The sequence below is a fragment of the Leptolyngbya sp. ST-U4 genome (assembly GCF_039962215.1).
Classification (GTDB): domain Bacteria; phylum Cyanobacteriota; class Cyanobacteriia; order Elainellales; family Elainellaceae; genus Leptolyngbya_A.
The window spans coordinates 16,823-37,506 of record NZ_JAMPKZ010000008.1 but is presented as its reverse complement, the minus strand read 5'-3'; the positions used below and the strand labels follow the sequence as shown (position 1 = coordinate 37,506).

9 protein-coding genes are annotated in these 20,684 nt (G+C 51.7%); 4 read left to right on the top strand and 5 right to left on the bottom strand.

Annotation, left to right across the window (positions count from 1 at the left end):
- Positions 1 to 10: 10 nt before the first annotated feature.
- The gene (locus tag NDA02_RS13855) at positions 11 to 3,163 is read right to left on the bottom strand and encodes an AAA family ATPase (protein ID WP_190792606.1); all 3,153 of its coding nucleotides are present in this window, start codon (positions 3,161 to 3,163) and stop codon (positions 11 to 13) included.
- Positions 3,164 to 3,721: 558 nt separating this feature from the next.
- Between NDA02_RS13855 and NDA02_RS13850 the strand changes: the two genes are divergently transcribed.
- Positions 3,722 to 4,252 (top strand): GerMN domain-containing protein, encoded by a 531-nt coding sequence (locus tag NDA02_RS13850; protein WP_190792590.1) that lies wholly within the window; start codon positions 3,722 to 3,724, stop codon positions 4,250 to 4,252.
- On the opposite strand, the gene NDA02_RS13845 is transcribed toward NDA02_RS13850, so the two are convergent.
- Positions 4,249 to 4,953: a cation diffusion facilitator family transporter gene (locus NDA02_RS13845; RefSeq protein ID WP_190792589.1), complete on the bottom strand. Its 705-nt coding sequence runs from the start codon at positions 4,951 to 4,953 to the stop codon at positions 4,249 to 4,251. The genes NDA02_RS13850 and NDA02_RS13845 overlap by 4 nt on opposite strands.
- 594 nt (positions 4,954 to 5,547) lie before the next feature.
- Between NDA02_RS13845 and NDA02_RS13840 the strand changes: the two genes are divergently transcribed.
- A complete protein-coding gene (locus NDA02_RS13840) occupies positions 5,548 to 9,594 on the top strand; it encodes a PAS domain-containing protein (RefSeq protein WP_190792588.1) in 4,047 nt (1,348 codons plus the stop codon).
- Here the strand turns inward: NDA02_RS13840 and NDA02_RS13835 are convergent.
- Together NDA02_RS13835 and NDA02_RS13830 are read right to left on the bottom strand one after the other, a co-directional pair.
- The gene (locus tag NDA02_RS13835; RefSeq protein WP_190792587.1) at positions 9,591 to 11,258 is read right to left on the bottom strand and encodes a D-Ala-D-Ala carboxypeptidase family metallohydrolase; all 1,668 of its coding nucleotides are present in this window, start codon (positions 11,256 to 11,258) and stop codon (positions 9,591 to 9,593) included. The two genes, NDA02_RS13840 and NDA02_RS13835, sit on opposite strands and share 4 nt — an antisense overlap.
- A gap of 114 nt (positions 11,259 to 11,372) precedes the next feature.
- On the bottom strand, positions 11,373 to 14,747 hold the full coding sequence (locus tag NDA02_RS13830; protein ID WP_348255126.1) for a S41 family peptidase: 3,375 nt from the start codon (positions 14,745 to 14,747) through the stop codon (positions 11,373 to 11,375).
- 811 nt (positions 14,748 to 15,558) lie between these two features.
- Between NDA02_RS13830 and NDA02_RS13825 the strand changes: the two genes are divergently transcribed.
- Entirely contained in the window at positions 15,559 to 16,680 is a 1,122-nt protein-coding gene (locus tag NDA02_RS13825; RefSeq protein ID WP_348255125.1) for a glycosyltransferase, read from the top strand.
- Positions 16,681 to 16,928: 248 nt separating this feature from the next.
- Here NDA02_RS13825 and dnaK read toward each other — a convergent pair whose 3' ends face one another.
- Complete coding sequence (dnaK, locus tag NDA02_RS13820; protein ID WP_348255123.1) at positions 16,929 to 18,830, bottom strand: molecular chaperone DnaK; 1,902 nt, start codon at positions 18,828 to 18,830, stop codon at positions 16,929 to 16,931.
- Positions 18,831 to 19,861: 1,031 nt separating this feature from the next.
- On the opposite strand from dnaK, the gene NDA02_RS13815 reads away from it, so the two are divergent.
- On the top strand, positions 19,862 to 20,572 hold the full coding sequence (locus NDA02_RS13815) for a PTPA-CTERM sorting domain-containing protein (protein WP_348255121.1): 711 nt from the start codon (positions 19,862 to 19,864) through the stop codon (positions 20,570 to 20,572).
- Positions 20,573 to 20,684 lie beyond the last annotated feature (112 nt).

Genomic DNA, 20,684 nt, shown 5'->3' with positions numbered 1-20,684 from the left:
AAACGGGGGCTTAAACAGATAACTGAATCTGCGATCCCTGCTCGGTTTTATGAACTTCGATCCGGGTCTGAAACGCCTCTTTCAGGTGGGGAATGTGGGTGACGGTGAGAATGCAGGCAAAGTCCGGGGCGATCGCATTAATGGCAGCAATTAGCCGATCGCACCCCGCATCGTCCTGCGTTCCAAAGCCCTCATCGATAATCAAGAGCTGTAAGGCAGTGCCCGATCGCTGTGCCAAAAGTCTTGCCAGGGCTAAGCGAATCGCAAAATTGACCCGAAACGCCTCGCCGCCGGAATAGGTTTCATAAGGGCGCGTGCCCTGGGTATCGCTGATCAAAATATCCAGCGTGTCGATCAGTTTATTGGCAGATTGATGATTCCCTGACTGTGCCGATTTGCGGCTACGCTGGGTGACAAACTGTACATGAAGCTGGTTTGCGCTGAGCCGTCCCAAAATTTGATTGGCTTCGGCTTCGAGCTGGGGCAGCACGTTTTCGATCATGAGGGCCTGAAGTCCGTTTTTGCCGAAGGCTTGCGCGAGTTCCTGATGCACCCGGTACTGGCGGTGCAGGGTTTGAAGCTGTTCGACCAGGGCGGTTTGCTGATTGCTGAGTACGAGGAGCTGCTGTCGCTGCTGTTCAAGCTTACCCAGGGCGGCAAATTGGGTATCGAGGCGCGATCGTCTCAGCAGCAAATTTTGCTCGATCGATCGAATGTCTGCTGCAGGATCGGGCGTTTGGGCGAGGGTGTGATCGATCGCCTGAAGCTGGGCGGCAAGGGTTTGAAGGGCCTGGGTGCGATCGTGCCAGAGTTCGGTCAGGTCACGCATTCGCTGACGCAACTGAGGATAGTGCTGCTGTGCCTGAAGCAGTTCCTGATAGCGCAGCGGGATATCCTGCGCCTGTTTGAGCGTTTGCCGCAAAGCCGTATGCCGTTCCAGGTCATAGCCGATTTCCTGAATGTGACGATCGATTGCCTCGATTTGCTGCTGCAAGGGCGAATGGGGAATCTGCTGAAGCTGCTGTTCCAGGGCGGCGATCGTTTTGGCAATGTGCGGTTCGCGTTCGAGGAGCTGGCTTTGTTTGCGCTGAGCCTGCTTTAGCTCTGCCTGCTTGACTTCTGCCCATCGCCAGCGATCGACCTGTCCCCGTGCCAGGGCATGATTGCGATCGTCGTAGCCGAGTTGGGTAAGCCGCTGATCCAGTAACCGCAGTTCTTCCTGAAGGTCGGCGGCGTAATCCTGCTGCTGAAGTGATCGTTCCAGATGGATTTGTTCTGATATCACCTGCTGAAGTCGGGTTTGTGCTTCCGAAACGCCGTAAAGCTGCTGCTGTAACTGTCCGCGCCGCTCCAGAACAGTGCCATACTGCTCTAGCTCGATCTCCACTGCCCGATATTCCTGCCGCAAGACGCGAATTTCACGATCGGAGGTCGTGAGCTGCTCCCGAATTACCCAGAGCTGATTGCGGATTTCCTGCTGTTGTGCCTGATGCCGCTCGATCACCAAATGCCAGTGATCCTCATCCAGAGGACGATCGCACAACGGACAGGGCGGAAAGGCGGAAGGGAATCGAGATTCAATTGCTGCCACGACCGAGAGTTGCGCGTCTTCGCCGTCGTGGATTGCGGGTCTACTCGCCTGAAGCAATTGCTGAACGCCTGCTTGAATCCCAGATTCGGCGGCATCGTGCTGAAGCATTCGCAGTTTGTGATCGAGTTCGGCGAGTTCTCGTTCGCATTTGCGCTGCTGTTCCTGCAAGCGTTCCATAAAGGTGCGCCGCTCCATGCCTTTCTCGCGAACCTGCTGCTGATAAAGGCGGCGTTTTTCCAGATAGCTGATCTGTTCGGAAACCGTCAGGGTTGCTTTTTGCAGGTGAGGCTGGGTTTGCTGCTGTGCTTCTAGCTGCTGCCGTAAGGATTGGACTTCCTCAAGACGGGCTGTGAGCTTTGCTTGAGCGCGATCGAGCTGAGTCTGCACTTGCTGTCTGCGCTGTGTCAGCGGAGAAGCCTGCATCTGTATTTGATCAAGCTGTGCGAGGTGCGATCGCGCCTGCCGGAGTTGTTCCAGTGCCGCTTCGATTTCGGGTGCTCGGCTGAGAATCTGTCCAATTTCTTGCTGCTGTTGGGCGATCGTCTCTTGCTGTAACTGTGCCTGCCGAAGCTGGTCTTTAATCTGCCCCAGGGCTGCTTGCTGCTGTTGCTGGAGTTGGCTCCGCTGTGCCAGAGCATTCTGATGCGCCTGAAACTTTGCCGTGAGCTGCTCTTCTTCGCGCTGAAGCTGCTGATATTGGGCGTACTGTGCGCCGATCGCCTCCCCGTTTTGCAAAAGCGACTCAAGCTGAAGCTGCTGCTGCTGAAGGGTTTTTAGCTCCTGCTGAAGCCGCTGGCAGTCCTGCTTTAGGGGATGAACCTGCTGCTGCTGAAGGGTTTGCTGCTGCATCCACGCCTGCCGCTGCTGCTGCAACTGACGCAGTGCTGAGAGCCGATCGCCATCCTGCTGCTGTTCGGTCTGCAACTGCTGAATGGTGTCGCGTAGGCTGGCTTCGTCTGCTTCTAGACTGGGCTGTGCCAACTGAGCCGCGATCGATTCTAGCGTGCGTTCCAGCACGGTCATTTCCGCTTTGAGCTGGCGCGATCGTTCTTTTGCCTGCTCGGCTAAATCATCGTACTGTTCTAGCTTGAGCAGATCGGCGAGAATTTGCTTGCGATCGGTAGGACGCTTGAGCATAAACTCGTCTGCCCGTCCCTGACGCAAATAGGCGGAGTTGATAAACGTTTCATAGTCCAGCTTCAAATGCTGCAAAATCAGCTGCTGCGTTGCCCGAATTCCCTTTTCCGTTAAGGTGCGAAATCCATTGGGCGTTGAAATCTGAAACTCTAGCGAACTGGCTTGCCCTCGCCGCCGGGTGCGAATCACGCGATAGGCGTGCTGCTGATACTCAAACACAAAATCCACCTGGGCCTCGATCGCTCCCTGGTGAATTACATCATCTTCGCTCAATGCCCGACTCGCGCCCCAAAGTGCCCAGGCAATTGCTTCTAAAAGCGATGATTTTCCGGCTCCGTTTGCACCACAAATACAGGCAACATTTAAGCCGCGAAAATCGAGCGTTGCCTCGCGGTAGCTCAGAAAGTTTTTGAGAGTAAGCTGCTGCGGAATCACGGAGAGCAAGCCATACGCATATTCATAAGATAACAGTACGACTGCACTTTAATACAGCCGAACTTAAGTTGATTAGGAGGATTTGTTGTGATTTGGAAAGTGATTTTTGGGGAAATGAGGGCGGCTCAGTGATTAAATAGTGCGCTGCGGCGAGTTTATTTTGAGGGGGATTAAGGAATTGGGCGATCGTGGGTTGAATTTAATTAGGGCTGGTATCCGAGTTGCCTGACTCGATTGAAACTCGATGGAAAAGGAGTGAAGAAAACTAAGGGCGTTGCTGAATCATGCAATGAATTTGACTTGAAACGCTCACTAGGGCAAAACTTTCAACGCTCAAAATCTGCCAGAATTGACCGATTTAGGGAGCTGCCCAGCATAGTCAAACCCAACCGTTTATCCTTTAATTCAGCAACGCCAAATAATTCAGCAATGCCAAAGCAGGTTCTTTTCCTGCCGAAACTTCCACCCCTGCTCGATCGTCACTTGTCATGTCATCCGAGATCAGCTGGATTGCAACTCGGAGTTCCTGAAAATATCACGATGTTCAAGATGTTCACGATGTTTAAGTCTTCTCTTCGCAATAGATTTCTTTTAGGGTTAGTCACCGTCGCAGGTTTAACGGCTGCCGTCACGCCTACGATCGCCGCTCAGCTTGAAGCAACGGCTCCCCGGCCTCAAAGGGTAAAAGTTTTCTTTCCCAAAAATCCGCAGCAGCAAAGCGACCTGAGCTATGTAGAACCTGTGTGGCGACAGGCTCAAACTGCAAGCGTGGCTCGGTTTGCCGTGAGCCAGGTGGTGGCAGGGCCAACTCGCCAGGAAAGACAGCAAGGGTTTATCGCACCCCTCACCTTACAGGGCAATTCTAACTGTGGCGGCAGAGACTTCACGCTGTCGATCACTTCAGCAACAGCAAGGCTCCAGTTTTGTCGGCAGGTGGTGTCAGCCGGAGTGGGGGATGATGCGCGGATAATGAGTTCTCTAAATGCCACGCTCAAACAATTCCCAACGGTTCGATCGGTAGTCGTTCTCGACCAAAACGGAAACTGTGTGGGAGATATGAGCGGAGAAAACCTTTGCCTGCGCCGCTAAGCCTGCGAAGAACGACGCAACGCCTGCAAACTTTCACGCAAAAAGGGCAGTGTGCTCACAGCAATAAAGGCAGCAGCAAGTAAGCTCACGATCGCATCTGCCCATTCCCAATGAAACACCAAAATTAATAGAGCGGAGATAACGACGGCGATCGAACTCACGGTATCGGCGAGAATGTGTAAAAACGCGCCGCGAACATTCAAATCAGAATGGCTGTGAGCATGAAAAAGACGAACAGTGAGCAAATTAAACAGCAACCCAACGATCGCCGTCAGCAGCATCGCTTCGCTCACGATCGCAGTATGGCTCTGAAACCGATCAATCGCTTCCCAGGCAACCCAGCCTGCCAACACCAGTAGCCCAATCCCATTGGCGATCGCAGCCAGCACTTCCGCCTGTCGAATATTCAGAAAAGACGGGTGACGGTTTGCTAACTGCGCCACACAGGTTGCCAGCAGCGATAGCCCCATTGCCAGACAGTCAGACAGCAAATGACCTGAATCGGCAACCAGCGCAAGACTGTGGCTCCACCAGCCCATGCTGTATTCAATCAGGGAAAATCCGCCTGTTAAGATCAGCCCCAGCGTCAGCAGTTGCAGCTTGGCGGCAGGGTTAGAATTTTCTTCAGGAATGGGTAATTTTCCTTGAAGCGGGTCACAGTTCAGGCATTCACAGGGCTGCATCATGGTCGGTAAAGTCACGCTCTCCTCATTGCTGGACGAATTTACTGACGAATCCACTGACGAATTGAATTTGCGTAAAGTTGCGCTGCTCAAAGGTTAGCCTCGATCGGTTCGTCTGGCAATGGTTGGTCTGGCAATGATTGGTTTAGTAACAGTGGATTTGGAATGGGTTGATCTGGCAGAGGGTTGCTTTGCCGGACGTTGCTGAATCAGGCAATGAATTTCACTGCACAAATTCTTCCCCGTTTCCTACGATTAAACGACGGGGTGTGGAAAAAATCTGGCGCATCGTTTAGCAAAGAGCAGTCTTGATGCAACTGGAGGCAGCGGGCTTCAGGGCGTTTTGTATAATAAGTTAAATCAGGGGAGCTAAGCCGTTGATTGGGGTTTGTTTTATCCCGCTAATTTTTAAACGCAGAATGAAAGGGGCATTTTTTGTCTCATTACGAACTAATCATTCCTTGGAAAGGCAACATAAGCATATTAGTATCGCCGCTTGCTGTTTAGGTTTATTGTTTATTGATTCACTGTTTAGGTTCTATCATTTGGGTTCACTGTTGTAAAAGTTTGGGTTCGCTGTTGTAAAAGGGTCATTCGCCAACTGAAAATCTTGTGGCACCTGCAAATTCGGGCTCCTCGCTTTCGCTTGAGAAGATTCTAGAGAACATTTCCGCTCTTGCCCTTCAGATTCAACAGTGCAGGGATTTAGAGGAGATTCTACAGTGGGCGATCGCTGATACCAGAAGCCGACTGCAAACCGATCGCGTCTTGATCTACTGCTTGCGAGAAGATGGGAATGCTGTCATTGCCTATGAGTCTGCTGGTGCGGAGTGGACACCGCTGATCGGGCAGGTGATTTGTGATCGCAGTTTTAATGAAATCTGGGTCGAACGATACCGCCAGGGCGAAGTCGCAGTGATTTGTGACATTCGAGCAGGAGATTTGCCAGCCAGCTCGGCTGAACGGTGGGAATGGTTGCAGGGGCAAGCCAATCTGGTCGCGCCGATTGGGAGCCAGGGCAACTTGTGGGGACTGCTGATTGTTCATGACTGCCGCAGCCCGGGTGAGTGGCAGCCGATCGAAATGCAATATTTGCAGCAGGTCGCGCTTCATCTGGGCATTGCGGTTCAACAGGCAAATTTGCAGCAATCTCAGCAGGGGCTAGTCGCTGAGCTAGACGATCGCCAACGGCAAATCTATCAGGCATTGCAGACCAGTGAAAATCGTTTGTCACTTGCCTTGAAAGCAGCAAACGCGGGGATGTGGCAATGGGATCTGATAACCAATCAAACGTTTTGGTCAGAAGAGAACTACCGCTTGTTGGGCTATGAGCCGCAGATCCATAACCCCAGCTATCAAAACTGGCTTAACGCGATTCATCCAGACGATCGAGAAGCTGCCGATCGGTTTGTGACCCAGGCATTAGCAGAAAAACGGAACTGCAGCATAGAATATCGCGTGCTCTTGCCGGATAACCAAGTGCGCTGGTCTGCTGATATAGGTGAAATTCTATATGACGCAGACGGCAACCCCACGGGCATCATTGGCATTCAGATTGACATTACCGAGCGCAAGCGGGTCGAAAACGAACGCAAACAGGCTGAGCTTGCTCTGCAACAGCTTAACCAGGAACTCGAACTTAGGGTGCAGAAACGCACGCTCGCCCTTCAGCAAAGCGAGGCTTGCTGGCAGTTTGCGCTAGAAGGGGCAGGCGATGGCGTGTGGGATTGGAATATTCAAACCAATCAGATCGCCTTTTCCTGGCAGTGGGGAGCGATCTTGGACGATGCTGAGCCTGGGGGAATCAAGACACTGGAGGAATGGAATCGTCGAATTCATCCTGATGATCGCGCCTCGTGCAACGACAAACTGGCTGACCATCTCAGCGGCAAAACTCCGATTTATCAGAATGAATACCGGGTTTACTGCAAAGACGGCAGCGAAAAGTGGATTCTCGATCGCGGCAAGGTCGTGGAGTGGACGGCAACGGGCAAACCGCTAAGAATGATCGGCATTCATACCGATATCACCGATCGCAAACAGGCAGAGGAACAGCGACAAGCCCTAGCCAATCGCCTTAAGCTGGCGGTAGAAGCAGCCCATATGGGGGTTTGGGATTGGGATCTGGTCAACGATTGCCTCGTTTCAGACGATCGCATTCATGAACTTTATGGCATTCAGCTGCCTGGAGCAGTCGACTCCTACGCAGCCTGGGAAGCCTGTGTTCATCCTGATGATCTACCGACCCGCCGTGCGGCTATCCAGCAAGCTCTTGTAGAAAAAACAGCGGTTAAATCAGAGTTTCGGGCAATTTTACCAGACGGAACCCTGCGCTATATCGAATCCTGTACGCTGGTGCTGCGCGATGCAGCGGGCACTCCGATTCGGATAATTGGCATCGATCTAGATATTAGCGAACGCAAGCGCGTTGACAACGAACGAAAAGCTGCCGAAGCCGCCCTGCGAGAACAGCAGCAGTTAACTGAGCAAATTGCGGAATCGACTCTGGCAATTTTGTATATCTACGACTTGATTGAACAGCGCAACGTCTACTGTAGCCAGCAGGTTGAAGCGGTATTGGGATACTCCTCCGCCGAGGTTCAGGCAATGGGTGATCTGCTGTTTGTGCTGCTGATTCACCCCGATGATATGCCCAGAGTCATCCAGAATCAGCAGAATTTTTCTCAAATGCAGGAGAATGAGTTTCTCGAAACCGAGTACCGAATGCGGCATAAATCGGGAGACTTTCGCTGGCTACTGGGTCGAGACAAAATTTGGAACCGCACTCCTGCGGGAAACCCCAGACAGGTGGTTGGCGTTGCCGTTGACATTACTGCGTTAAAGGAATACGAAGCAACGCTGCATCAGCAGGCAGAACGGGAACGGCTTCTGACCACAATCGCCCAAAATATTCGTAAAACGCTGGATCTAGAGCAAATCCTCGACACGGCGGTCATAGAAGTTCGGCGGCTGCTTCAGGTCGATCGCGCGATTATTTATCGCTTTGAAGCCGGCTGGAGCGGCTTGGTTGTGGCTGAATCCGTGGCGGAAGGATGGCAATCGCTGCTGGGCAGGCAGATCACTGATACCTATTTTGCAGAAACCCAGGTACAGCTGTACTTTCAGGGACAAATCACTGCCGTCGATGACATTTACCGTGCCAGCCTGACTCCCTGCTATCTCGAAATGCTGGAACAAATTCAAGTGCGGGCGTTGCTGGTGGTGCCCATTCTTCAGAACGACCATTTGTGGGGGCTTCTGGTGGCACATCATTGCCACAACACTCGCCAGTGGGAATCCTTTGAAATGGCATTGCAGGAGCAGTTGGCAACCCAGCTTGCGATCGCTATTCAGCAGTCAGAACTGCATCAGCAGGTGCAAATTCTCAACGCTGAATTAGAGTTGCAGGTGCAGGAGCGAACCGCTCAACTTCAGCAGTCTCTCCACTTTGAGGAATTGCTGAAACGCATTACGGATAAGGTGCGAGACAGCCTGGACGAACAGCAAATCTTGCAGGTAGTTGTCGAAGAGTTAGCCAAGGATTTACCGATCGAAGCCTGCGACACTGGAATTTACAACGCCGAGCAGACGCTTTGCACCATTGTGTACGAGTTTACCAATACTCTCTCTCCGATTCAGGGACAAACCTTTGAGATTGCCAAGGCTCCTCACAGCGAGATTCATCTCTCTCTTTTGCAAGGACAACTCTGCCAATTTTGTGGGCTGACGACCAATACCCTTCGCTCCGGGCAGCAATTGTTGACGATTCTGGCTTGTCCCATTCGGGATGAAAAAGGAATTTTGGGAGAGATCTGGCTGTTCAAATATTCGCAGGAACTGTTTAACGAGCTAGAAGTGCGGCTTGTGCAGCAGGTTGCCAATCAATGTGCGATCGCCCTGCGTCAATCTCGGCTTTTCCAGGCAGCGCAGCAGCAGGTGCAAGAACTGGAGCGGCTCAATCAGCTCAAAGACGACTTCCTCAGCACTGTTTCCCACGAACTGCGAACGCCAATGTCCAATATCGGTATGGCAACCCATATGCTCGGAATTAGCTTGGAGCAGTTGGGCATCCTCACCAATGAGTCAAATCCGATCGCTCGCTACTTCAATGTGCTGCGAACTGAGGGACAGCGCGAGATTAGCTTAATTGACAATCTGCTCGATCTCACCCGTCTGGACGCGGGGACTGACCCGCTCAATTTCACAAGCATTGGGCTTCAGTACTATCTTCCCCATCTTGCTGAAAGTTTTGTTGAACGTGCCCGCCAGCAACAGCAGCAATTCGCCATCCACATCCCGTCCGATCTGCCTCCCCTCATCACCGATATGTCCTATCTGGGGCGCATTCTCAGCGAACTGCTGAACAATGCCTGCAAATATACCCCCTCTGGAGAAGCGATCGCCCTTGCTGCCCAAGCCACACCAGAACATTTAGCAATTCGGATTAGCAACTCTGGTGTCGAAATTCCTCCAGCGGAACATGAGCGGATCTTTGACAAGTTCTACCGTATTCCCAACAGCGACCCCTGGAAATACGACGGGACAGGACTGGGATTAGCGTTAGTGAAAAAGCTTGTTCAGCGATTAGGCAGTAGAATTCGCGTGGAAAGTGCAGCTGGACAAACTGCCTTTATTGTCGAATTTAAGATTTCTGCTTAATGTGTCCACCGGGCACGATACCCTCGCGCATCCAGATGGCAGAGAGCCGGAAAACTGCTGTAGCGTCCTAATCCGCCTGTCCACCAGGGGTCGAGTGCCCGATAAACCTGATCACCCGTCAGCCCATCGCAGTAAAAATCGATCGCATCCCCAATGAGGTGACGGCTAAACGAAGCTCCGCCCACGTCCTGATTAATTGCCGGAGGACGATACCAGCTTGTTACCCGAAATGGACGACCAATGCGGTCGCGGGCTTGCTGGGCTAAAGCTGCAATTCGCACAATGCCGTCTACCGTCGCCTGATTGGGTGGCATTCGGGTTCCGCCGTGGGTGGCTTCTGCCCAGGTAAAGCTGCCGTTGGGCATAATTGCCGCATAAAGCTGAATATTCTCCGGTGTCCAGCGGGTCGGACGGGGAGGCAGAGGCGCAGGTTCAGGCGCAGGGGCAGCGTCGGTTGATCCACGCCCAGCCGTTTCCATTCGCCGCACATCTTGCAGTAAAGACTGAAGTGCCTTTTCGCGGGTATCCAGTCCTCGCCAGAGCTGCACCAGTCGAATCAGCGCCTCTCGCTGCTGGTCAGTTTCGCGATAAGTAACGGGCACACGGCGCATAAAGTCCAGCAGAGCGCGATCGAGCTGAGTCGCCGCATTGATGAGCTGTGTGCGATCGGGATTGCTGGCGGTCAGAATCTGCGAATTCACGCCCAGAGCCGTCAGAGCCGAGGTGCGCGAGTCTAACCCTGCCCAAAGGCGATAGGTTTCTGTGAGTGCGTTGCGCTGATCGCCCCGTCCCTGATAAAACTGCGGAATGCGCTGCACAAACGCCATCAACGCCGGATCAACAATTTGAATATTCGTTTCTGCCGAGAGATTATTTTGCAGCGCGACGATCGCCTCTTCCCGCGAATCGAGCTGCCGCCAGAGCTGCACTAATCGCACCAATGCCTCTCGCTGATGAGGGTATCCGGCAAAAAAAGGTGAAACCTGCTGCATAAACTGAAGCAAAGGCTGATCCAACCGGGTCGCATCCAGGGTCAGCAAAGCCGGATCGTTTTCCGGGATTCGGAGCAAGCCTGCGATCGTCGCCTCACGAGTATTCAGCTTGCGCCAGATTCGTACCGCTTCCAGCAAAGATTCCTGCTGATAGCTCAGTCCCAGATAATAGCGCGGCAGTCGTTCCACAAATCGCAGCAGCGCATTGTCGAGATAATCTAAGTTCTGCGGCAACTGGCTTCCGCTAAAGTCGATCGCCAAATCTGCAATCAAAGCCTGCTTTAGTGCATCCCGATCGCCGGGTTCTAATCGAGCAGAAGTCGGCTCACTCACCGGCGGAATGTAGCCCAGCGCAACCGTTTGAATGAATCGATCGCTATACCGCCCCTCTGCCCCATTCCACAAATCCGCCCCCTTCCACCCCTGAGCCGTCAACTTATCCGTCAGGCTGCGAATCGTATTTGCTGCAAACTGTACCTGTTCTGGAAACGTATCCACCTGCTCCGGCGGAATCCGATTGGCAGGCGAAATGCCCAACCCCGTTTCTCCATCGCTCAGTGCAGGACGACGCTGGACAGCATAAAGGGCGGCAAGAATGGGTTTATGAATCCCAGTGCGGGCGGCTTCGAGGAGATAGTAGTAGTTGCGCTGCTCTGGGTTGAGTCCTGCCATAGCGATCGGTGGGGGGAATCAGATGGTCTGTTTTATTTTGCCTGATTCGGGGGTGAGTGGGTGAGTGCAGGGTGGTTTTGGGAGGCGATCGGGAGAATAGGGCGATTGGGTGGATTACGGCAGTGGCAGGTAAGGACGATCGCCAAAGTCGGGCAAGGAAACATCCTGCTGCTCAAGCTGAGCCAGAGCGACCTCGATCGCCTTTTCGAGCTGAGAGTCTTTGCCCTGTCGCCAGTCTTGCGGGGTGATTTCGACTTCAATATCGGGATCAGTGCCGTAGTTTTCAACATTCCAGCCCACATCTTTGAACCAGAAAGAATACTCAGGCTGCGTCACCGTGCTGCCATCCACCAAGGAGTGAGTGGGTGAAATGCCAATGACTCCGCCCCAGGTGCGTTTGCCGATCAGCGTACCGATTTTCATCAGCTTAAAGCAGTGGCTGAAGATATCTCCGTCTGATCCGGCTTGTTCGTCAGTCAGGGCGACGACCGGACCCAGAACGGAATCGCTCGGATAAGGTTCTGGTTTGCCCCAGCGCGGCACATCGTAGCCAACTCGCTCTCTCGCCAATTTTTCGAGCAAAAGCTGAGAAACATGACCGCCGCCGTTATAGCGCACGTCTACAATTAAGCCCTGTTTGTGGACTTCTGCGAAATAGTAGCGGTGAAACTCTGCATAGCCACCCGCGCCCATATCCGGGATGTGCAGATAGCCAACTCTGCCCTGGGTTGCTTCTGTCACCTGGCGATGGTTGCGCTCGACCCATTCTCGATAGCGAATATGGGTTTCCCGGTTCAGCGTTTTGACTGAGACAGTGCGAGTCGTCGGTTTCGATTCGCTGGCTGTGTTATCTGTTGAATTATCGGGTGAGTTCTCTGGGGGTGCAGCTTCAGTAGGTACAGCTTCAGTAGGTACAGCTTCAGTAGGGGCAGTTTCAGTAGGGGCAGAATTGGTTTGGGCGGTTTCGGCATCGGTTTCAGCCTCTTCAGGACGGGCGGCAAAGGTAAGGCTTACTTCACAGCCCGACTGGTGAACGAGCAATTCCTGGGGCGATCGGTGTAACCCCACCCGTTGCCCGTTGATCGCCAGCAAAATATCGCCTTCCTGCACATTCAGCCCGACCTGATTCAAAGGTGAATCGTGCTCGGTCCAGGAGTCTCCCTGCACGATGTGGGTAATGCGATAGCCGTCTGTATCTGAGTCGTACTGGAAATCTGCACCCAAAAAGCCTAGGTGATAGTGGGGTTCGTGGCGATAGTCGCCGCCGTATTCGTAGGCATGGGACGTGCCCAGTTCGCCCTGCATTTCCCAGATCAGGTCAGAAAACTCCGATCGCGTTGAAATCCGATCGAGCAACGGACGATAGCGATCGTACACGCGCTCCCAATCCACGCCGGACATATCTGCCGTCCAGAACTGCTGCTGCTGAAGCCGCCAGATCTCTTTAAACATTTGCTGCCATTCCTGGGCAGGCGTCACAGAGACCCGAATGCGATCGAGCTTGAGCCAGCCGCTTTTCTTACCCGGTTCTTCTTTGGCGCGTTCCTTATCTTGGGGATTGGTGGAACAGACCCGCAGCCGATGACCCGATCGATAAATCACCGTCTTGTGATCTCTTGAAACTCGGAAGCTCGACACTTCACAGGCGAGACGTTCCTGCTTTTGTGCTTCAAAGTCATAGAGTTCCAGCGTTGCTTTGCCGTTGCCATTGCCGTTGCCCTGCTCCAGGCTGCCCGTGACCGGATATGCCGTAAACAGCACTTTCCCTTCTACGCCCCAGATTTGCCCGTAGCGTCCTTCGCTGACCGGGAATCCCAGAATGCGGCGATCGATTCCTTCAAGGTCAACTTTGACAGGCTGAATTTTCTTTTCTGCCTTCTCTGAATCTTTCTCTTTTTCTTCTTCTTTCTTATCGTTTGTCTTGTTCTCTTCCTTTCCATTTAGCAGCTTTGACTGCATCACAAACGGATTCGGTGTCTCTTTTTGCAGCGAGATTAGGAACGGACGCATTCCCTTTGGAAAGCCCAGATCAAAGTAGATTGAGTCATACACCGGATTAAAGTCGCGCACTGAAAGGAAATAAATAAACTTACCGCCCGGATCAAAAGCAGGCTGTACATCCCGGAAGCGGGGCGGTGTTAGGCGATGCAAGGTTCCGTCTTCCAGGTGACAGAGCTTGATCGAGAAAGTGAGCTGACTCTCGGCGCAGCTATAGGCAACCCATTGTCCATCTGGCGACCAGGAAAAGCCCTGGATCCAGGCAAAATTGCTGCGATCAAGGATTCGATGCTCCCTGGTATTCAAATCAATCCAGATCAGCTCGTGTCGATGGTTAGTCAAAATTACCTGATCGGCGGTCGGCGATACCTCTAGCCCGTTCACCCGCCCAATATCCAGCCCTTCCAAAACTTCTGCTTCTGTATCCAGATTCAGTGACAGGATTTCCAGTGCCTCAACTCCAGTGCAATCGCTCACCGATACCAATCGCTTTTTGTCATTTAGCCAGCGCGTTAATCGATAGCGTCCGGCTTCAGATTGCCCCAGCGACAGCACTGCCCCTTCCCAATTGCTCAAGGCAAACGGTTTGCCTCTGGTGCTCAGCGTCGTGGAATGTCCTTTTGGGTGCAGGTCATAGCTGTCAAGAAACTCGCTTGCTTCGACAAATTTTCGCTGTCGCTGCACTCTGGGACTGTAGAAGTCAACTTCAATTCGAGTGTTAGTGTTGGCTGCGGGATCAAAGCAGTACAGCTCTGCTCCTGCATGGTAGACAATGCACTGTCGATCGGTAGAAGCGTGGCGGGCATAGTATTTGCCGTGATCCGTGTGACGCTGCAAATCTTCCCCTTCAGGGGTGCAAGAGTAGATATTGCCGATGCCTTCGTGATCTGAAATGAAATAAATGCGATTGCCTACCCACATGGGCGCAGCCAGATTACCGTTGAGCTGAATCAGCAGCCGAAAGTTACCGTCCCCCTGCACATCAACCCACAACACGCCCACAGTGCCGCCTCGATAGCGTTTCCAGCGTGCCGGGTCCGCAATATTTCTGCCGATGACGACACCCCCGGCACGACCAAAGCTCACTGCATTCGCCACACCCCAGGGAAGCTCTTTGGGTAGACCGCCCTCAGGCTCGATCGTGTACAGCCGGGGCATTCGAAAAAAGGGCTGCGTTGCGCTGCTGCAAAACACAATCTGGCTGTCGGGAGTCCAGCCTACGGTTGAAGCGGAACCCGTAAACGTGAGCCGAGTGGCTTCGCCCCCGGTTGCGGGCATACAGTAAACCTCTGGGTGTCCTTCTTCCCGTCCGGTAAACGCCAGCAGCTCGCCATTGGGAGAGAGAACAGGATGCCTCACTTCACCTAGATTTGCCGTTAACCGGACTGCCGCACCGCCCGATCGCGGAACCGTCCACAGGTCATCTTCGCAGACAAACACAACACGATCACCGCTCAGGGTGGGATAGCGATAGTAACCAGCTTGATTCATGGAATTCGATCGGCTAAGAGAGGCAATTTCCTGATTTTAGACAATCTCCGCTAATTTGAGCGATTTATTGTTTCTCTGGGTACTTGACAAAAAGTAAAACAAATTCACCACAGTTTTCTTTTAGTCATATCCTCACTCGTATAGCTGAGTATCGTTTAAGTTTACTTAGGCTTCAATTTGCTACCGTCTCAATCACACTTCCCCTATCCCCATTGCTCGCCTGTTGTTCAATGCCTTCAGCAGCCATAGTTCACGCAGGAGGATTGATTAAAGTTTTTACAGAAGTTGTTTCTGATACTGACGTAAACCGTGAATTTGCGGTTTGAGGTCGAGTAAGTGAGGTCGAGAAATCAATAAAGTTTCTACAAAGACGATCGATTCTCTCGGTTATAGGCAAACACAAGCATTATTCAGACTCTCAAAGTACTGTGAGGCAAGCTTTTTAGTAGGGTTAGCAACCTTTGTTCTCCTTATCCTTCAGGATCACTCAGACGGAGGCGTAATAAAGTTTTTACGAAGACGACCGTTTCATGCCTTTTTCTCTAGGGGAGATCAAGTATTATCTTTAGTTCAATTGCATTAAGAGACGCTGAGGCTTTCTTAGAAAGGTACTGCTCTTAACCACCGTGCCTTGATTTTTTTGGAACGTCCGTAACGTGAGGTTGGAGACTGAATTGAACATAATTAAATCGAAATTAAATCGAACACTGTAGCTTCATAAATTCCAGATTGGTTTTGATTGGCTTAATTAGTTTCTATTGCTTACCCTGAATTCCCTTACCAAGCTATTTGCAGCACGGAGATACTGAATATGCTTCTTACAGATCGCCTCCGGGAGCTATCTACTCAAAATCCTTACTTCACGGTTACAGAAAATTTCTTCAAGCCCTTGCCCTATCCTGTCTATTTCGTAACCAAAGACCCCAAATGGCTTCCCTTAATTAATAACCCCGATTTGGCGTTTGATGATTCGTTTTATGAACTGTGCGTCACTGGACATGACATGTGGTCGGCTCAGGCATATCTTGATCTAAAGCGGCGCGGCTTTGATGTTCATCTGGTATCAGAGCCAGTACCAGGAAAAATTTGTATTATTCCTTACTATTACCTTCAACCTAAAGATTGGCTATTTAAAAGCTATGTTATCGGCTGCCGATACGATACTCCTCACCCCCAACTTTGTAATCACCGAATTGTTATCAACCCGCTACAGGTTCGAGATCAAACTCATCACTACTTACCCCATCGACCTCAGCCCAATCTTCGACCTCGTGATGCTTTGCGGGGCATAACGCTCAAAAATCTTGTCTTCAAAGGACACTCTTATAATCTTGCAGAACCGTTCAGAACTCCAGAGTTTCTATCAGCATTGGAAGCAATGGGAATTACTCTGAGAATGAGTACCGAAAATTTAGATTCAAGTTTTGCGGATTGGGCAAACTACACTGAGGCGGATGCCGTAATTGCAGTGCGGAATAACACCGTTTACGATATTTCTCTAAAGCCAGCTCTGAAGTTGATCAATGCTTGGTTTGCAGGATGTCCAGCTATTTTGGGTCCAGAGCCAGGATATCAACAAATACGCCGATCGGAACTGGATTACTTTGAGGTACGCACCCCCGAAGAAGCGATCGCAGCTCTCCAGCGGCTCCAGCAAGATCCCGAACTTTATCTAGCAATGGTTGAAAACGGCTTTAAGCGCGCTCAAGAATATACCCTCGATCGCGTCATCTTGGAATGGCATCACTTCTTAACTGGACCGATCGCTCAAGGATACGAACAATGGCTGCGTCGATCGGCGATCGAAAAACAGTTTGGGCGCCCCCTGCGCTATGCAGGGCAAATCGTTCGCCAGAAATTGGCAGAGAAAGAGTATAAGCACAAGATTCATCACGGACCTCGAATCCTTGAGGGAGCGCAAAGCAGCGTCTAAATTTTGCCTGCTCCTAACTTTTGCGTCTGACTTTTGCTTCTAACTTTGCGAGTGATGTCCCTTGCCCTGTTGGTTTCCAAGAATAGGGCAGGGAAACCTCGTTTAGCGATCGAGTTTACGAAAGCAGCTCAAAGTCCCCTACTCTTAGGGAGCATCCCGTAAAGCAACAAAAAAGGCGGCAGAGCCGCCCCAGTTGTTTTATCGGAGGTTTACCAGATCACTTGCACTCCACAGGAGTTCTAACTGGCTTACTTGTCTTCTGTGAATTCGGCATCGATCACGTCATCGCCGCTGGGAGCCGAACCGCCCGTGCTGCCGCCATCATCGCTCGGACCTGCGCCCGGTGCGCCTGCGCCCTGATACAGATTGCTACTGATGTTATAGAGCAATTGCTGCATTTCGTTCGGCAGGGAGCGCATCTTGTCGTAGTCTTCGGCGTTGATCGCCTGACGCAGCTCTGCCACCATGTCTTCCAGCTTGGTTTTGTCGTCTGCGGGAATTTTATCGCCCAAATCCTTGAGCTGCTTTTCAGTCTGGTATGCCAGCGATTCAGCCTGGTTCTTGATGTCGATCTTCTCGCGTCGCTCTTGGTCAGCCGATGCATTCATTTCGGCATCGCGCACCATTTGCTCAACCACATCCTTCGGCAGCGTCGAAGCACCCGTAATGCTGATCGACTGCTCTTTGCCCGTGCCCTTATCCTTCGCGCTCACATTCAGAATGCCGTTAGCGTCGATGTCAAAGGTGACTTCGATTTGAGGCACGCCCCGGGGAGCCGGGGGAATGCCATCCAGACGGAAGGTTCCAAGGCTCTTGTTGTCGTTTGACATCTGACGCTCGCCTTGCAGAACGTGAATTTCTACGTTGGTTTGACCGTCAGCTGCCGTCGAGAAGGTCTCAGATTTCTTGGTGGGAATGGTGGTGTTGCGCTGAATGATCGGGGTCATCACGCCGCCAAGGGTTTCAACGCCCAGCGAGAGCGGAGTCACGTCCAGCAGCAGAATATCTTTCACTTCGCCTGCCAGCACGCCTGCCTGAATTGCCGCACCGACTGCCACCACTTCATCCGGGTTCACCGACTGGTTGGGGTCTTTGCCCAGCACGCGCTTCACAACTTCCTGCACAGCGGGAATCCGGGTTGAACCGCCCACCAGGACGACTTCATCGATCTGGCTCTTGTCCAGCTTCGCGTCGCGCAGCGAGTTTTCAACGGGAATGCGGCAGCGATCGATCAAATCAGAGCAAAGCTCCTCAAACTTGGCGCGGGTCAGGGTGACATCCAGGTGCTTGGGACCGTCCTGCGTTGCGGTAATGAAGGGCAGGTTGATTTCGGTCTGAGTCACACTGGAGAGTTCGATTTTGGCTTTCTCGGCTGCCTCAGTAAGACGCTGGAGTGCCTGCTTATCTTTGCGAAGTTCAATGCCTTCGTTGCGCTTAAACTCTTCTGCCAGGAAGTCTACGATCTTCTTGTCGAAGTCGTCGCCGCCCAGGTGGGTGTCACCGGAGGTCGATCGCACTTCAAACACACCGTCGCCCACTTCCAGGATCGATACGTCGAACGTACCACCGCCTAAGTCGAATACCAGAACCGTCTCGTTGGTCTTCTTATCCAAACCGTATGCCAGTGATGCAGCAGTCGGCTCGTTGATAATTCGCAGCACTTCCAGACCTGCGATCTTGCCTGCGTCTTTGGTTGCCTGACGCTGGGAGTCGTTAAAGTAAGCAGGAACGGTAATCACTGCCTGAGTAACGTCTTCGCCCAGATACTTGCTGGCATCTTCCTTCAGCTTCCGCAGCACTTGGGCGGAAATTTCTTCGGGGGCGAACTGCTTGCCCTGTGCCGTACAGTCAATCTTGACGTTGCCGTTGATGTTCAGCACTTTGTAGGACACTTCGGTCATCTCGTTGCCGACTTCATCAAAGCGACGACCGATAAACCGCTTCACCGAGTAAAAGGTGTTCTCTGGGTTCATCACTGCCTGACGCTTTGCAATCTGTCCGACAAGACGATCGCCATTCTTTGTATAAGCAACAACCGAGGGTGTCGTGCGGAACCCTTCTGCGTTTGCAATAACGGTCGGCTTACCCCCTTCCATCACTGCCACACACGAGTTGGTTGTTCCTAAGTCAATTCCAACAACTTTAGCCATATACCTTTCAAATCTCCGGTTCTAGAGTTCTCGATGATCTGGTTGCTCACAAACCAAATGGATTGGGGTGTCCGTCCCTCGGCTGCCGGGTGTCCCGGTCGTCCTTTGTTCTAAGCAACGAAACTGCAACAAACAGCCAAACGCCGCCACAGCTCGGGATGCAGCACTACCTCTATAGTGTGTATTTTTGCTCATTCCTTGAAGGCGGGTTTACCGAACAAGGGGTGGGACGGTTCGATAATTCGGGATTGATGAATGAGTTTGTCTATTCTGTAGAAGATCCAATCTGTAGAAGATCCAAACGGCAAGGATGCTGATAGAACAGAATCGCGATCGATCGCAGAACAGATAGGCTTCATCCGAAATTTCAAATCCCAAGCTCACATGGTCTTAGTGTAAGAATTTCGATCGGGTGGCGCGTGGGGGCGAACCGTAAAGGGCAGGTGGTATTTGCCGTGCAGAGATAGATTTGGCTTCCGAGAAGAGAGCCATAGTTTCTATAAGGGCAGGTTTTGCCAGAGGAGTAATGTTGGTCGCGCTTTGTTGTTGCGATCGATTTTATCTGTAGAAGACAGTCTCCCTGGTGTTTTTGTTTACTCGTCTGGTAGTTCGTGATAATCAAGCATCCTTGCTCAACCGGACAAACCTTATGAAGTTTCTAAGTAGAGTCTCGGTGTCATTTTCAACTTTTATGTAGAATCTACGTAGGCTCTATATTTTTTTGCAGAAATAAGTAAACTGTGAACAGTTGACCCAGAAATGAAAACGTTAGCGGGGCATCTTTACTCGCTTTGCTCCAATCACTCCCGTCTCATCAGATTGCATCAGGGAATGTTGGGATGCCAGGGGTGGTTTGTCAGAGCACCTGTAGAATCAGGCTTTTTGCAGCAGAATCACAGTTTGTTTGAGTTGACTTCGCAGCGTTAGCTCAAGGTAAGCGATCGTCTTATTTGTGCGATCGTCTTGTTTCTGGCGGTTCAATCTTCAGGGACTCCTACCATTCATTCATCTTCCACTTTAGGAGTAACTTAATGACAACTCTTTCCATGTCTCGCCAACTCTCCCTTGCAATTGCCGGAACAGTTTTGGCAGCTTTGGGGACTGCGAATGCTGCTCAAGCTCTAACTATCGGTATAACCGATCGAACTGCTTTAGGGGCAAATGAATCTGTTGATTGGAGTGTGCTTGGGTCGAATTTCACTTCTGTTTCTAACCCCTTTACTGTAAATGGCTCTAGTGGAACTGGAGTCACCGGAAGCCTTGCAAGTGGTGGCTTTGGGCGACTAGATCAGGGTTCTGGCTGGGCTGGCAATTTTGCGCCGGGTGATGCGCTCCTTTGGAATCAGGGGAATGGAACTGTACGATTTGCTTTCTCCAGTCCGGTGCGGGGAGTTGGTACACAGATCCAAGCAAACATCTATGATTCTTTCAACGCTATCATTGAAGCCTTTGACAGCAATGGCATCAGTTTAGGCAGTTTTAACCGGGGCGGCATTTCCACTGGAAATGCAGATAATTCTGCTATCTTTATCGGGCTATTGAGTGATCAGTTGGATATTGCCAGTATCACGTTTAGTGTTAATAGTATTGGGGGTAATGATTTCGCAATCAATCAACTTTCTCTTAATTCTTCCGCAACTGCTATTCCTACTCCTGCTCTGTTGCCAGGACTGATTGGCATGGGTATAGCAACCCTCCGCAGGCGGAAAGAGGAAGCGGCTCAGGAAAGCAGCGAGGCTTAACTTGCATTAACCCATTGAGTCTTGAGTCGGAGGATTAAATTCCACTTCGGGTAAACGCCTGGATGTCGAGAGCCAACCTCCGGCTTTTGTTTTGCGGAAAATCTTTCATAGA

Excerpts from the sequence above, each read along its gene's own strand:
- NDA02_RS13850 (WP_190792590.1), top strand. The coding sequence starts at position 3,722 with ATGTTTAAGTCTTCTCTTCGCAATAGATTTCTTTTAGGGTTAGTCACC.
- NDA02_RS13835 (WP_190792587.1), bottom strand. The coding sequence starts at position 11,258 with ATGGCAGGACTCAACCCAGAGCAGCGCAACTACTACTATCTCCTCGAA.
- NDA02_RS13830 (WP_348255126.1), bottom strand. The coding sequence starts at position 14,747 with ATGAATCAAGCTGGTTACTATCGCTATCCCACCCTGAGCGGTGATCGT.
- NDA02_RS13825 (WP_348255125.1), top strand. The coding sequence starts at position 15,559 with ATGCTTCTTACAGATCGCCTCCGGGAGCTATCTACTCAAAATCCTTAC.
- dnaK (WP_348255123.1), bottom strand. The coding sequence starts at position 18,830 with ATGGCTAAAGTTGTTGGAATTGACTTAGGAACAACCAACTCGTGTGTG.
- NDA02_RS13815 (WP_348255121.1), top strand. The coding sequence starts at position 19,862 with ATGACAACTCTTTCCATGTCTCGCCAACTCTCCCTTGCAATTGCCGGA.